This window comes from Sphingomonas sp. YR710 (genome assembly GCF_900101455.1).
Taxonomy (GTDB): Bacteria; Pseudomonadota; Alphaproteobacteria; order Sphingomonadales; family Sphingomonadaceae; genus Rhizorhabdus.
In genome coordinates this window covers 347,565-362,072 of sequence record NZ_FMZJ01000001.1, presented here as the reverse complement: position 1 = coordinate 362,072, position 14,508 = coordinate 347,565, and the positions used below count along the sequence as shown (strand labels likewise).

At 62.9% G+C, this 14,508-nt stretch carries 13 protein-coding genes; 7 read left to right on the top strand and 6 right to left on the bottom strand.

Translation table 11 applies throughout. The features are described 5' to 3' along the window. Positions 1–5 precede the first annotated feature (5 nt). Positions 6–1,373: an alpha/beta hydrolase family protein gene (locus tag BLS13_RS01730; RefSeq protein ID WP_093449292.1), complete on the bottom strand. Its 1,368-nt coding sequence runs from the start codon at positions 1,371–1,373 to the stop codon at positions 6–8. A 400-nt stretch (positions 1,374–1,773) separates the two neighbouring features. Between BLS13_RS01730 and BLS13_RS01725 the strand changes: the two genes are divergently transcribed. Continuing rightward, the gene (locus BLS13_RS01725) at positions 1,774–2,499 is read left to right on the top strand and encodes a DUF6629 family protein (RefSeq protein ID WP_093449290.1); all 726 of its coding nucleotides are present in this window, start codon (positions 1,774–1,776) and stop codon (positions 2,497–2,499) included. Between the two features lie 183 nt (positions 2,500–2,682). On the opposite strand, the gene BLS13_RS01720 is transcribed toward BLS13_RS01725, so the two are convergent. Together BLS13_RS01720 and BLS13_RS01715 are read right to left on the bottom strand one after the other, a co-directional pair. Further along, entirely contained in the window at positions 2,683–3,564 is an 882-nt protein-coding gene (locus BLS13_RS01720) for a nuclear transport factor 2 family protein (RefSeq protein WP_093449288.1), read from the bottom strand. Positions 3,565–3,631: 67 nt separating this feature from the next. Beyond that, positions 3,632–4,489, bottom strand: coding sequence for a TauD/TfdA dioxygenase family protein (locus BLS13_RS01715; protein WP_093449287.1), 858 nt, complete (start codon positions 4,487–4,489; stop codon positions 3,632–3,634). A 254-nt stretch (positions 4,490–4,743) separates the two neighbouring features. Between BLS13_RS01715 and BLS13_RS01710 the strand changes: the two genes are divergently transcribed. The 3 genes from BLS13_RS01710 to BLS13_RS01700 all read left to right on the top strand — a co-directional run bounded on the left by BLS13_RS01710 (position 4,744) and on the right by BLS13_RS01700 (position 8,191). Beyond that, positions 4,744–6,042 carry an amidohydrolase family protein gene (locus BLS13_RS01710; RefSeq protein WP_093449285.1) on the top strand — a complete coding sequence of 433 codons (1,299 nt, stop codon included), beginning with the start codon at positions 4,744–4,746 and terminating at the stop codon, positions 6,040–6,042. A gap of 55 nt (positions 6,043–6,097) precedes the next feature. Next, positions 6,098–6,985, top strand: coding sequence for a TauD/TfdA dioxygenase family protein (locus tag BLS13_RS01705; protein ID WP_176943386.1), 888 nt, complete (start codon positions 6,098–6,100; stop codon positions 6,983–6,985). 114 nt (positions 6,986–7,099) lie between these two features. Next, positions 7,100–8,191 (top strand): cytochrome P450, encoded by a 1,092-nt coding sequence (locus BLS13_RS01700; RefSeq protein ID WP_256325654.1) that lies wholly within the window; start codon positions 7,100–7,102, stop codon positions 8,189–8,191. A gap of 68 nt (positions 8,192–8,259) precedes the next feature. Here BLS13_RS01700 and BLS13_RS01695 read toward each other — a convergent pair whose 3' ends face one another. Both BLS13_RS01695 and BLS13_RS01690 read right to left on the bottom strand, forming a co-directional pair. Next, entirely contained in the window at positions 8,260–8,883 is a 624-nt protein-coding gene (locus BLS13_RS01695; RefSeq protein ID WP_093449280.1) for a response regulator, read from the bottom strand. A 139-nt stretch (positions 8,884–9,022) separates the two neighbouring features. After that, entirely contained in the window at positions 9,023–9,721 is a 699-nt protein-coding gene (locus tag BLS13_RS01690) for a spermine/spermidine synthase domain-containing protein (RefSeq protein WP_093449521.1), read from the bottom strand. Between the two features lie 261 nt (positions 9,722–9,982). Here BLS13_RS01690 and BLS13_RS01685 point away from each other — a divergent pair, with 261 nt between their 5' ends. The 3 genes from BLS13_RS01685 (at position 9,983) to BLS13_RS01670 (ending at position 12,221) form a co-directional block, all read left to right on the top strand. Beyond that, the gene (locus BLS13_RS01685) at positions 9,983–10,801 is read left to right on the top strand and encodes an isocitrate lyase/PEP mutase family protein (protein ID WP_093449279.1); all 819 of its coding nucleotides are present in this window, start codon (positions 9,983–9,985) and stop codon (positions 10,799–10,801) included. A gap of 348 nt (positions 10,802–11,149) precedes the next feature. Then, the gene (locus tag BLS13_RS01675) at positions 11,150–11,383 is read left to right on the top strand and encodes a hypothetical protein (RefSeq protein ID WP_093449276.1); all 234 of its coding nucleotides are present in this window, start codon (positions 11,150–11,152) and stop codon (positions 11,381–11,383) included. After that, positions 11,376–12,221: an SPFH domain-containing protein gene (locus BLS13_RS01670; RefSeq protein WP_093449274.1), complete on the top strand. Its 846-nt coding sequence runs from the start codon at positions 11,376–11,378 to the stop codon at positions 12,219–12,221. Before BLS13_RS01675 ends, BLS13_RS01670 begins: the two co-directional genes overlap by 8 nt. A gap of 14 nt (positions 12,222–12,235) precedes the next feature. On the opposite strand, the gene BLS13_RS01665 is transcribed toward BLS13_RS01670, so the two are convergent. After that, a complete protein-coding gene (locus BLS13_RS01665; RefSeq protein ID WP_093449272.1) occupies positions 12,236–14,476 on the bottom strand; it encodes a S8 family peptidase in 2,241 nt (746 codons plus the stop codon). Between the last annotated feature and the right edge of the window lie 32 nt (positions 14,477–14,508).

The window sequence follows — 14,508 nt, the reverse complement described above, 5'->3', positions numbered from 1 at the left end:
GCGCGTCAGCGTTTCGTCTCAGCCGTCACCCAATGCTCGATCAGATCGAGTACCGCCGGATCGATCGTCGTTGGTATCGCCACATATTCCTGCGGGGTGCCGGTGGTTGCGGGCTGGAGCAGATGGTTGAGCCCCGGCATCAGCACGATACGGGCGTGCCGATTGCCAGCCAGAGCCGCGCGGATCGGCGGCAGGTTCACGTCCGGCAGCACCTGAAGATCGCGCGCGCCGGCAATCACCAGCACGGGTTGATCGAGCATCTTCAGCGCCGGCACCGGATCCCGATCGAGCAGCTCGCGAAACGCCGGCGATGCGGCATCGGCGGCGATCGCAGTCGCCCGTTCGGCCGACACGCCGCGCGCCACCAGCAAGGTCGAGACCTTCGCACGGACGGTGTCGGCATCGGGCGAGGCCTTGACGGCGGCGATCAGGTCGGTCTCGTTGGCCATGCTCTGGTCGACGATGTCGGCGGGCATACCACTGGCCAGCTCTATCGCGCGCTTCTGGGTGAGCAGCACCTGATCGCCGCGAACGCCAGGCGGCGCGAGCAAGACGAGAAAGGCGACATCGGGATTTCCGCGAGCGATCTCAGGGGCAATCTCCGCGCCTTCGCTGTGGCCGATCAGGCCGATCCGGTTCGGATCAATGCCGGGTTGCCGCCGGAGCCATGCGAGCGCCGCCCGCCCATCGGTAGCGAAATCCGCCGCCGTGGCGCCGCGATAGTCGCCCGACGATTCGCCCACCCCGCGCTTGTCATAACGCAGCACCACGATCCCCGCGCGGGCAAGCCGATCGGCAATGATCAGGAAGGGCTTGTGCCCCGATACGGTCTCATCCCGGTTCTGCGGGCCGGAACCGGCGATCAGCACGACGGCCGGCCGCGGTCCGGCGCCCGCCGGCCGGATCAGCGTGCCCGAGAGAATGACGCCGGGGTCGCTGGGGACCTGAACCTCCTTGGCACCATAAGGAAAGGGTGGCTTCGGCATCTGGGGCCGATCGCGGTTCGGCACAGGGGCGCCCGCCACCCGCCGAGCGAAATGCGCCGGCAAATGCGCGCCGCGCTGCGCGAGGCTGCCGGCGAGGCTCAGTCCGTCGGCCGCCGGCCTGAGCGTGAACACGCCCTTTGCCGATGGTACCTCGACGATGATGTCGTCCCCCTGGCGCGTGACGATCAACTGCACATTGGCTGCGCCCTGATCGGGGCTATCCATCGTCGATGCGCCGCCCCGCAGGTGCAAGGTCAGCGGCAATTCCGAGCCAGCCGCCACGCGCACCCCGCCATCCCAATCGCCGTCGAGCAAAAGTTCCTGCGAGAACACCGGAACCGCGAGGCTGGCCAGGATGGCCGCGATCAGGAAAGGTGGACGGGTCATTGAGGATTTCCAGCGGATGACGAGGCCCCGTGTGTTTCGAGCCGGCACCACCGCGCGTCAATGGGGCTCATCGTAGCGATGCCGGCGAAGGCCCGTGGGCGCCGACTTACCAATCTCTCTTAACCCTCCACCCCGAACGTGTTTGGGGGTCCACCGTGCGGCAAGCCGAGCCCTGTGAGCCATTGCCTTCACCTCCACCGCTCGGCTCGTGTTCCGACGGATGCTGAAACAACGAAGCGCGCCCCTGCGTCAGGATGGCGAGAGAGAGAGAGAGAGTGTGTGTGTGTGTGTGTGTGTGTGTGTGCTTGTGGAGCACCAGTTTCCTGGCACCCTTCGCCATGCTGGCTATATGCCGGCAAACCCTGCACATGGCATCTCCCCTTCGGTCGGAGAGAATCGTATGTGCTTTTCGGCCACGTCCAGCTTTATCGCCTCCGGCGTGATCGGTTTGATCGGCATAGCGACGCTCCGGCACGTGCGCGAGCCGCGCACCCTGCTGTTCGCCGCGGTGCCAATGTTGTTCGCGGTGCACCAGTTCACCGAGGGCATGGTCTGGCTTGGCCTGGACGGGTGGATCAACAAGCTCGCGCTCGACCATGTCGGCTTCCTGTTCATGCTCTATGCGCAGGGCGTCCTCCCGCTGTTGATGCCGATCGCGGTCATGCTGATGGAGCCGCCCGGCTGGCGCCGCAAATCGATCCTCGGGCTGACCTGTATCGGGGCGCTGGTCTTTGCCTGGGATGTCTTTGGGTTAATCTTCCTGCCAAGCCAGATTGTCGTCGAACATAATTCGATCGGCTATCATAATGCGATGACGGGCAGCTTTTGGGTATCCTGCCTGTATATCCTCGCGACATGCGGCGCGCTGCTGCTGTCGACCCATCACGTCGTGAAGGCCTATGGCGTGCTGAACGTGATCGTGCTTACAATCGTGCAGATCGTCAAAGCCTATAGCTTCGCCTCGGTCTGGTGCTTCTATGCAGCGACCATGAGCGTGATGATTTATTGGCGGTTCAAACAGCTGAACATCGATATCGAGACGCCCAACGGCTTATCGCCGATTCTCCGGCCCTTCCTGTTGTCCTGGCTGCGCCTGACGAAGCGCGATCCGGCGCGAGACGGCTAAACCTTCGGCATTGGAAGACTGACAACGGCCGAGCGTTTTAGGCGGTTCCCGATCCGGTGCTCTGCAACGCGCGAGCCGGAACCGCCGGGGAACGGCAATTCAGTGGACTGTCACCGAGGTTCAGGACGCCCTCCCACCCGGCCGAAATCGATCAGGTGTCGATGTTTCAGGTCGATGCCCCGATCACGGTAGATCGGTTCCATGCCCGGTCTGCACGATGATACGGTTATCCTTTGCCGGAACAAAGAATTCGGCCGTATGTATTCCGAATTCTCGCCCCTGCCCGCTCCGCTCGCGCAGTTCGAACCGCGATTCGGCAAACAGGTACCAGTCCTCGGTCAGCCGCTGCAGATGATCGACCTTCAGCACTTCGAATCTGGCGAAGAATTCCTTCAGATAGGCCCGGTAGTCGCTCTTGCTCTCGATACCGATCAGCGTGCCCGTATCGTTGACATAGTTGCGGATATTCGCCTGAATGCCGTCGTTCATCGTTTCGAGCACAGCCTCGACGTCGTTGGCGCGATAGCCATCGAGGAACTGCTTGTGCAAAGTCAGCAATTGGCGGCGCCCGGCGAAGCCTTCAAGCGCGGGCTCGGTCGGGGCGGGGCCGGTGCCCAGCCTTTCACGCGGCGTCATCACCCACACCAGTTCCCCGGTAATGCCCTTGCCCTTGGAAACGGGAAAGATACCGATCGTGACGCTGTTTGTGATCTTGTCCTGACCTCTGACACGACCGGTATTGACGCCAACCTGGAAATCATACCATCCGCCGCGGATCTCGTTCACCAACTCGACATTCAGCAGGTCACTGCGCCCGCGTACGAAGACGTAACATTCGCGGACCCCCTTGAATGTGCTGCTGATCGGTGACTTGACACTGCCGTCGGGAAATATCTCCGGGACGATCGTATAGGCCAGCGGCTCCTTGCTGACCAAAGTCTTCATCAGACCATCGACGTTACCGACGAATTCGGCCTCCATATGCGTCCACGCTTCGGTTCCGGCGTGGATGGACGCCTCTGCATATTCACGCAGAAGTTCCGAATCGATTTCAATCACCTTCATTTTCTCGCTCCTCTCCTCGAACGTGCCGGGGTCGGCACGCTCGAGCTACCGCACGATCAGGGACGGCTTATGCCGCCTCCGCTTTCCACCGGGGCATCTGATCGGGGCGCAGCCTGGGCATGGGGCTGGCCACCTTCCGCAGGGTTCGCGCCGGCCCCTCCTTCGTGACCCGACCGCGCGAATGCTGGAGCGCGATATTATCGAACACCACAAAGTCGCCTTTGCGCCAGTTGTGTTCGAGCTGGCGATCGGCGCGGTAAAGGTGCTTGAACAAGCTGGTGAGCAATTCTTCGCTTTCTGCTTCCGGCATGCCCAGCACGTTCTTCGTCATCTGTTCGCAGATGTGCAGAACGGTCTCACCAGTGCGCGGATGTGTGTAATTGATCCGGGTAACCGTGCTCGGCGGATTTTCGACTTCGGTAAGCAGCACGCTGGACATGTCGCCGCGCCGCACGGCACCGGCGGTCTGCAGTACTTCATGGCCCTCGGCGCGCCGGCGCAGATCGTCGGGCAAGGTTTTCCACGCGCTAACTGCGTCGACGAAGGTGGTCGGCGCCACGGGGTTGCCAACGTCGGCGCCATATAGCGAAAGCACCTGATAAGGATTGTCCGCCCACATCGTATCGCCATGGAATTGCAGGCGGCCGAACGGCGCGACCCCATCGTCAAGCTTGTTCGAGATGAACGATTCGCGCGATCCCATCGCTTCGATGGTCTCGGCCTCACCCTTGCGAATAAGCATGGTGCAGATCCGTGCCTGCTCTTCGTGCGAAAGGTCCATATTACGGAACAGCAGCAGGCGCCTGGTGTCGAACAGGTGACGCAGTTCGTCGCGGGTGGCGTCGTCCAGCGGCGCCTTCGGGTCGAAACCAATGATTTCGGCGCCAAATTCCGGGGAAAGATCCCGCACTTCCAGATGTGTCATACTGCAATCCTCCAATCACGGCTTCGGAGCATCCGCCGCTGATCGGGCGCACTTGGCTCCTCAGCCAGCTTGGACGCAGCCTACAAGAAATCGGGTTCCGCAATTTTGACCGGCGTCAATTTTGGGGAGGAAAATATAGCACATACTATGTTTCAAGCGGGGAGGAGAGCCCCGTCAAACTGGTGCGAAGGATTGCGGATCGCCGGCCCGGCGTTCCGATTTTCCGCCGCCCGTTCTGCCTGGAGGATAGAATTATGGATAGCGCCCCATCGAAATCCCGCAATTATGTTCTGATTAACGCCGACGGCCATGCCGGTGCCAGCATTCGTGATTACAAGCCTTATCTCGCCGGCGAATTCCACGGCGAGTTCGAAACTTGGGCGAAGGACTTCCATGATCCCTGGGCCGATTTCGACAAGGAACTGGCCGACACCGACGACGAAGGGCTGCGCATCGGCGTTTCATCAGCTTCGTCCCCGTATAATTGGGAGAGCGAGGAGCGCGTCACGATCCTGGAAGGCCAGGGCACGGTGGCCGAAGTCATTTACCCCAACACGGTTCCGCCATTCTATCCCTCGGGCGCGGTGACCGCCCCCTCCCCCACCAATGCTGCGGACTATCGCTTGTTGTGGGCGGGCGTGCAGGCGCACAATCGGTGGCTGGTGGATTTCTGCAAGAAGGCTCCGGGGCGCCGCGCCGGTCTTGCGCAAGTGTTTCTCAACGATCTCGACGATGCCATCGCCGAAGTGAAATGGGCGAAGGAGCAGGGGCTTGCGGGAATCCTCGTCCCCTCGGACCACCAGCTTTCGATCGTGAACCTCTATGAACGCCGCCTCGATCCGTTCTGGAAGGCTTGCAGCGATTATGGGATGCCGGTCCATCGCCATGCGGCGAGCGTCGGTCCGCCGGAAACCGAGCTGACCGGGCCTGCCGCAGTGGCGATTGGGGTCTATGAAACCGCGCAGTTCATTCAGCGGACGCTTCCGCACCTGATGATAGGCGGCGTTTTCGAGCGCTTCCCGGATCTGCAATTCGTCATTACCGAAACCGGCTGTGCCTGGATTCCCGATGAGTTGAAGCGTCTTGACGGATCGGTGATCATGGGGCGGCAGAAGGGCACGATCGCCTATCCGCTTTACCACCGCGCGGTGGAAGGCATGGCCAAGTTGCCGTCCGAACATTGGCACAATAACATGCACATCGCCCCGTCGCTTCTGGTGCGCAAGGATCTGGATGTGCGCCACACGCTGGGCATCGACCGGATCATGTGGGGCAGTGACTATCCGCACCACGAAGGCAGCTTCCCGCATAACAACCTTGCCGTGCGGTTGCTGTTCCACGACCTGCCGGAAGCGGAAGTGCGCGCGATGACGTCGCTCAACGCAGCGAAACTCTATGGCTTCGATCTCGACATGCTGCAGAAAATCGCGGACCGGGTCGGCCCGACGGTCGAGGAAATGGGCACCCCGGTGGCACGGGAGGAACTGCCGGCGGTCAGCTTCTCGCACACGGTTGGCGAGGCGATCGCCCGGCAACCGGCCATGGCGGCCTAATCGATCCAACCTAACATCAAGGCCTGGGCGCGATGCCTGGGCGAGGAATGAGGCTATGACGCAACTTCACATTCGCAAAATCAGCCCGACCGTGGGTTCCGAGGTCCAGGGTATCGATCTCATGGGCGATATCAGCACCGATGCCTGGCGGCAGATGTGCCAGGCATTTGACCAGACCGGTGTTCTTGTCTTCCGCGATGTCGATGTCGATGTCGCGACCCAGCACAGGGTGATCGAAACCCTGCATTATGGCGGAGACATGTCGAAGCTTAACGGCATCAACACTGACGGCTTCGGCTATATTTCCAACAAGGAAGAAGAAGGCGGCGCGCCTTATGGACGCCTCCTTTACCATATCGACATGCACTGGTCTGAAATGCCCTTCCAGACGCCGTCGCTTTACGGCGTCGAGGTCGAGCCGGGCGCAGCCCCGACGACCTTCGTCAATACCGTCCATTCCTGGAAGGTGCTTCCCGAAGACATTAAGGAGCGCGTCAAGGGGCTCAGTGCCCGCCACGAAAGCGGCCAGCAGGGGCGGGGACGCACCACATATGAGGCTGAACTGATCCAGCCCGATTGGGCGCGATCACACGAAACAGTTACGCCGATCGCCATGAAGCATCCACGCACCGGCGAAACCATGCTGTACGTTTGCGAACAGCAGACGCGCGAGATTATCGGGCTTCCGAAGAGCGAAAGCGATGCGCTGCTCGACACATTGTTCGCGCATATTTACAAACCCGAATGCATCATCGAGCATCACTGGCGCACCCGGGATCTCGTGATCTGGGATAATATGTCGATCCAGCACAGCCGCCATTATGTCGAAGGCGGCGGCCCTGTCCGGACGTTGCGCAAGATACACGCGCCTTACAATGAGCTCCGGCAATATATGAAGAAGCTGGGCGACATTCCGACTTATGCCGAGGCCGAGCCAGTTTAAGGACGCCGTCAGGTGAATGAACCAACCCCCATCTGTCCCGTTCAGCGTGCGCGCGACGATCGCAAGTCCGCTGTCGTCGCCGCGCGCGCCATGCAGCCGAAAAAGGGGGCCAAAATGGTGTCAGATTTCGGCCTTGCGCGGGAGATATTGCGCAGCCCGGGCATGCGCCAGGCCGGCACCGCAGCCGAAGATATGGATTTGACGAATCCCGATCAGGTGTCGGTCTTCTTTCTGGATGGCGAATTGCACAAGACCCGGCGTGGCCAGCTCGCCCGCTTTTTCACGCCGAAGGCGATCCGCGACCGCCATCACCGGGTCATGGAAGCTACCACCGCCGAACTTATCGCCGAATTGCGGGCCGCAGGACGCGGCCAGATCGACATTTTGAGCATGCGGCTTGCCTGCGACGTAACCGCCGAAATCATTGGCCTGACCGAGAGCGCTCCCGCCAAGCTTTCCGAGCGGTTACGCCACATCTTCCTGTTGCAGGGCGTGAAGAACAGGAGCGGACTTGCCGGCCTCCTGTTCAAGGCGAACACCCTCTACCGCCATATGATGTTCAACCTGTTCGATGTGCAGCGCGCGGCACGAGCCCGGCGCAAGCATCCCAAGGATGATATCATCTCGCACTGCCTGGAACTGGGTTACACCGACAAGGGCCTTCTGATCGAATGCCTGACCTATGCGACCGCCGGCATGCTGACCACGCGCGAATTCATCGCCATGGTCGCCCTGCACATGTTCGAGAATGAATCGCTACGGGAGCAATTCCTCCAGGGCGATGAGGCGCAGCAATTTGCCATATTGGAGGAAATACTTCGGCTCGAGCCGGTCACTTCGTTTGTGTACCGCAGGGCGACGAAGGATATTTCCACAAGCGATGGCGGACAGATCAAGGCCGGCGAACTCTATGGCATAGATTTGCGCGCAGCGAACACCGACGATCATGTGACCGGCGACTGCCCGTTCGCAGCCGAGCCGGGCCGATCCGCGCGACAAAAGATGGCGGGCAGCTGGATGAGCTTTGGCGATGGTCCGCATCGCTGCCCCGGAGCACAGGTTGCGCTGTATGAAACGCGCATTTTCATCGATGCCCTGCTGCGCGTCCCGGGAATCCGGCTGGTGTCACGGCCGCAGGTTGGCTGGTGCGTGCCCATTCAGGGATATGAGGTGCACGGGGCGATCGTCGAGTGTGATCGGTCCTGATCCGGCTCATATCCGCGGGCTGATTGCACCAGCACTGCGGGGCATCGCCCTGGTTCTGGTGTGGCCCGTCAAACTGTTTGAGGCGGAAATTTCCGGGCGTTCAGTATGGCTTCGAGCTTGCGGCTCAGGCTCTGCCATCGCGCCAGGCCCGCTGAATCGTTGCCAACCGTCGCCTGGGCGATGCGCTCGGCAATGAATATTGTCAGGCCATCACCATGTTCCGCAATCAGTTGTTCGGTGGCCGTGGCCGGCCCTTCGCGAACCGGATCGATGGCCGGAGGATCGCGACCTAACGGCCTGGGAGTCTTACGCTCCTGCTCCGCCGCGTCCTTCACGCATTGAAGGAAGTAGCGAGCATCGCGAATCAAATGCTCTTTATGGAACGATGCGAACGCCCCGCGCGCGCTGGCCATTTCGGATTCTGGCGACCCTGGCGACGTCGCGCTTGAAACGATGACGGTCGGCAGGTGGCGGCGGACCAGCGAGGGCAGATATTCGAACCCGTCCATCCCCGGCATGGTAATATCGAGCGTGACGACATCGACCGGCTTTTTTGCAAGAATTTCATCCGCTTCGCCCGCACTGGCGGCTACGCCGGCGACCCGAATCTGGTCATCGCGTTCGAAGATGCTGGTCAGCATGCCGCGAATCACGAGCGAATCATCGATAATGAGTACGCGAATCTTTGCCATGAAAGCCGGGCGCCTCTCGGATCAACTGCGATCCTACACCCTTAGCGCTTAACAATCGGTAAGCAGCCCGCGACCAATGGCGAATGGGCTATGCGCCGGCAGCAAGGGCAGTGCCATTATTCAGCCGCGCGCACGCGCATCAATCCAGGCGGGTCGCGAACCAGATCGTGTTGTCTCGGGAGTCTTCGCGGTCGTTGGCCGGCATCGTGACTTCATCGACGGCGAACCCCGCGGCTTTGAGACGGTCGGCGAATGCCTCGTCCGCATAAGCCGACCATATGGCGAGGATGCCGCCCGGCCGAAGCGCGGAGTGGGCGGCGCGCAGCCCCCAGTTGCAGTAGAGCCGGTCGTTAGCCAGTTGGATCAGGCCATCGGGGCCGTTGTCGACATCGAGCAGGATCGCATCGAAACGCGCGACTTCGCGGTCAATCACGTCATGGACGTCGACAATCTCGAGCGACAGGCGAGGATCGTTCAGAGAATCGCCGAACAGATGCGCCAGCGGGCCGCGTGCCCACTCCACGATCTTCGGAACCAGTTCGGCGACGACTATGCTCGCGCCCGCCGGCAGCGCCGCCAGAGCCGCGCGCAGCGTGAACCCCATGCCCAAACCGCCGATGAGGATAGAGGCCTGCGGATTGTCCAGGCGGGCGCATGCGAGATCGGCCAGGGCTTCCTCGGAATGGCGGACGCAACTGCCCATCAATTCTTCAGTGCCGAACTCGATCGAAAATGTGTCGCGCCACTGGAGCAGCGTCAAATAGCCGCCGCCGGGGATGTCCGCGAGATCGACGATGTGGACCCGGTTCGAATCCGCGGCGCTCTGCGCTTCGGTCATTCCCATCAGATCGCGCGCGCGACAGGGCTGCGCGCCGTCGGCAGTTCACACATGAAGAAGTCCTGTCTGCTGGTTGCTCGCCGCGATGCCCGGTTGGCGATCGTCATTCGCTCTCTGGCGTCATGGTCATGTTTCCGCGCCATTTACAAGCGGCGGCGGCCGCCGCCAAAGCCACAATCCGCAAAATCGCACCCCTCTCCCTCGCCTCGCGCCGCTGCCATGCTAAAATGGACGACCATCCCGCACCGGAGTCGCCTCGCCATGACCAGCCAGTCCGAAGCTTATGCCCGCTTTCGCGCGCTGCACGAGCGGCCGTCGATCTTCGTCATGCCCAATGTCTGGGACGAAGCATCCGCTGTACTGCTCAAGCGGGCCGGGTTCGAGGCGCTGGCGACGAGTTCGGCGGCGATCGCATTCGGGCTGGGCCGGCAGGATTGCGCGCATGCCGTCAGCCGCGCCGAGGCCGTCGGCAACGGCACGCTGATCGGATCGCTGACCGGCCTGCCCGTCAATGGCGATCTGGAGGACGGGTTCGGGCCGTCGCCGGATGATTGCGTGGCGACGGTGGAGGCGGCGATCGCCGGCGGGCTGGCGGGGCTTGGCATCGAGGACAGCACCGCCGATCCCGCGCGGCCGATCCACGATTTCGACGATGCCGTCGCGCGGGTGCGGGCCGCCGCGCGGGCGGCGAAGGGGCGGATATTGCTGACCGGCCGTACCGACAATTATCTGCATAAAAGCCCCGATCTCGACGACACGATCAGGCGGCTGATCGCCTTTGCCGAGGCGGGCGCCGACGTGCTGTTCGCGCCGGGACTGCCCGATATGGATGCGATCCGCGCGGTGGTGCGTGCGGTTGCGCCCAAGCCGGTCAATGTCGTGGTGGGGCCGGCGAGCGGGCCGGTGCCGCTGGCGACGCTGGCCGAGGTCGGCGTCCGGCGGGTGAGCATCGGGGCGTCGCTGTACAATCATGCGATGACGGCAGTGGCCGAGGCCGCGGCAGCGCTGGCAGCAGGCGATATTGCGGCGGCAGTGGCAGGGATGAAGAGTCGGGAGATTAGCGGGCTCCTGCCGGGGTGATGCGGGATCGGGAGAGGCGGCGATAAGATCCCTCATTCCTCGGGGGCTCGGGCGTGTTCGGATATGCGCCGACTAAGCCTTTCTCCCGCAAGCGGGAGAAAGGCAAAGAAGGTCATCGCAACCTTTAGTGTGATTCGGCAGCATACATGCAGCCGGTAGCGGCTTGACATGTTGCGGCGCAAAAACCGCCAAAATGAATGCGTATCATTCGCGATAATGCAAAAATAAAGTTCGATAACGCCTTCCGATTTCGCGAAACTTTTCATTTCGGTCATAGTATATAGGCCCGGCGCGTCAATCGATGCGCTGCGCGCCCGGCAATTCGGGCGTATGAGGCCAATCTACACCATGAAATCGCTGGATTTGTGGCTCGTGAGCTTCGGGCTGCGATGTTGCGCGCTGCTCTGTGCGGAGCTGGCGTGCTTTCTGTTCGTCATCCCGACGCTTTTCAACCTGCATAGCGACCTCGCCAATCTTGGCGCGGCCATGCTCGCGATCGTCGCGATCGTCACCGGCTTCGTATCCGGCGCGATGCTGACGCGCGAATTCCAACTTCTGATTTCGGACCAGACCCATGACTAATCTGAACAAATATATGATCGCGCCGCTCGTCATCGTTCCGCTGATGGTGGTCGTGCCGCTGACATCGTGCAGCCGGGTCGAGCCGGGCCATGTCGGCATCAAGGTGAGCAATTTCGGCAGCAGCGCCGGCGTTTCGGACGATGCGCTCGGGGTCGGCTGGTATTTCACGCCAGTGGGCACCAGCATCTTCGAATATCCGATCTACACGTCAACTTATGCATGGACATCGAGCACGACCGAACAGGCCAATGTCGACGAAAGCTTCGCGTTCCAGGATCGCAACGGGCTCAACCTGTCGGCCGACGTGTCGGTCGCCTATCGGGTCGATCCCGTGCATGCGCCGGTGCTGTTCCAGAAATATCGCACCGACATGGCCGGGATCGTCGCGGGGCCGTTGCGTAATGCGGTTCGCAACGCGCTGGTCGAGCAGGCATCAACCTTCGGTGTCGAGGAGATTTACGGGCCGAAGAAGGCCATGCTGATCGGCAACGCACTGCGCGACGTGCAGCACTATTTCGAGCCGTTCGGGCTGCATGTCGAGCAGCTTTACTGGGCGTCGAATATTCGCGTGCCCGAACAGGTGCTGAGCCAGATCAACACCAAGCTGGCAAACGAGCAGGCGGCGCTGGCGGCGCAGGCGAACGTGGCGACAGTGAAGGCCAATGCCGACGCGCTGATCGCGCAGGCCGAGGGCAAGGCGCGCGCATCGCAGATCGAGGGTGATGCGCTACGCGCCAACCCGGCGATCCTGAAGCAACGCGCGATCGAGAAATGGAACGGCGCGCTGCCGACCTATATGGCCGGCGGTGGAGCGCTGCCGTTCATATCGGAGAAGTAGGGGCCGGCACTGCTTCACCACCGTGTCGTGTAACGCAGCACCGCGCCGGCATCGGGCGCGGCGGTGGCGATGTTGGCGGGCTCGGTGCGCACGAAGGCGCTGGTGTCGATCCAGCCGGCGCCGACGCGGCGGCCCCAGACCGCCTCGATCGTGCGTTCCCGACCGTTCGGGGCGAGGTTCAGCCGGCGATCGGCGAAGGTGACAGCGCCACCCGCATAATCATAGCCGACCGGCACGGCGAGCGGCAGACCGCCCGCCGCCACCCGAAGCGGCTGCGCGATCCGGATGCCGAAATGGGCACCGGCCGCGACATGTGTGAGATCGAATGACCAGGCGCTGCTCGCGAGCGTGGCGTCGGCCGACATCAGCCCCGATCGCGGAACCATCGTCCAGCCGTGCCGCCATGCCAGGCCCGCCTGCCAGCCGTGCCCGAGCGCCAGGCCGGCATCGAGATCGGCGATCCTGGTTTCGGCACCGCGATCGCCGAAGGCCGCGCCGAAACGGCTGCCCAGCACGCTGCCGGCCTCACGCATCATACCGGCGCCCATCGTAAGATGCAGTGGGCCAACCTGTCGGCCGAGACCGGCAGCGATCGTCGCGTAAGCCGGCGGGTTCAACTCGCCGGACCTGAGCGGCGCGAGCCGCCCCTGCTCGGCCGAGACCGTCAGGGTGAAGCGGCCAAGATCGTGCGCGACCGCGATCGCGCCGCCGCGCTGCGCATCGAAGCCGGGCGTATCGCCTGGGCGCTGCGCGATCAGAAAGCCGACTTCGTTCGTTATCTGGCCAACATTGCGCGCAAGCGTCGCCGCGCCGGTGCCGAAGCCAAAGGCGGCCAATGTGTGACGATCGACACGCGCGACGATCGATCCCGCCATGGTTCGCCCCTCGGGGCCCTCGATCTGCGCCTGCGCCATCCCCATCCACGGCAGGCCGGCGAAAGCATTGTGGCGGACCGTCAGCGACACCGAGACCGCACCCAAATCACCGCCGGTCTGCCGGATATCGGCACCGATCGCCTGGAACAATGGCCGGGCCGCCGCGCGCCGGCCGATCGTGTTCGCGAGCGACAGCGCATAAGCCCGGCCATAGCCATCGAGGAAGATCGCCTTGCCCAGCGACGTGGCGGTAACGGCGGTATCGCCCATCGCCGCGCTCAGTGTCGCGTTCGATGTCAGCGATATCGGGATGGTCGATCCGGCAAGGCTGGCCGTGCCGGCCGGCTGGAACGCCTTGGTGAGGTTCAATATGCCGCGCCCGAAGATCGGATCGATGCCCGCGGTCCCGGCATCTGTGGCCGAGCTATAGAGCAGGCTGATCGTCTGTGCCGCCGTGAGGTTCGGAAAGGCGCTCCGCAGGACGGCAACCGCGGCCGCGATCGCGGGCGCCGCGTAAGATGTGCCGGAATAGAGTGCGGCCTGGCCAGCATTGTCGAACGAACGCACCTGGACGCCGAGCGCGGCCAGATAGACATTCGCGTCGATCCCGGCCTTGTTCGAGAAGGTGGCGCTCGCATAACTCGCATCATGCGCGCCGGCGATCACCACCAGCCCGTGCGAGACCGTACTGTCGCCCGCCACCTGCGCGAAGATCTCGGGATCGGCGCTGCCGACATTTCCCGCCGACATGACGATGATCACGCCCGCATTCGTTGCCCGCGATATGGCATCGCGCAGCGCGATCGGCGCCGGCGAATCGCCGCCCAGCGACAGATTGACTACCGTGGCGCCATTGGCGACCGCATAATCGAGCGCGGTGGCCAGCGTTCCGGTGTTGAACGAGCAGCCGTCGGTGGTGCCGCAGCTGCCGATCGTATCGGAGCGGAGCGCCATCACCGTCGCACCATAGGCCACGCCTTCGATCCCGCTGCCATTGCGGCCGGCCGCGGCTACCGCCGCCACCGAAGTCCCGTGGCCATCGGGATCGACAAAGCTGGTATTACCGGCGAAGCCGCGGCTCGCAGCGTCGATCCGCCCGGAAAATTCGCCGAGCGGATCGGAAAGGCCGCTGTCGATGACCGCGATCTTGCGGCCCTGGCCGGTCGCGCCGGCATTATAGGCGTTGATTGCGTTGGCGGCGACCGCGCTGTTCGACGCCTTATATTCGCCATCGTTGAGCGTGGGCACGACCGGCGTCACCGGCGACACCGGAGCCGCCGGAGTCGACGCGACGCCGCTGCTGCCGCCGCCACCGCCACAGCCGCCAAGTGACAGCATGCCCGCCATCGCCCCCCAAAGCTCCAGCCGCCGCCTGCCCATGACCGCCCTCCTGATCGCGGGCGTGCGTGATA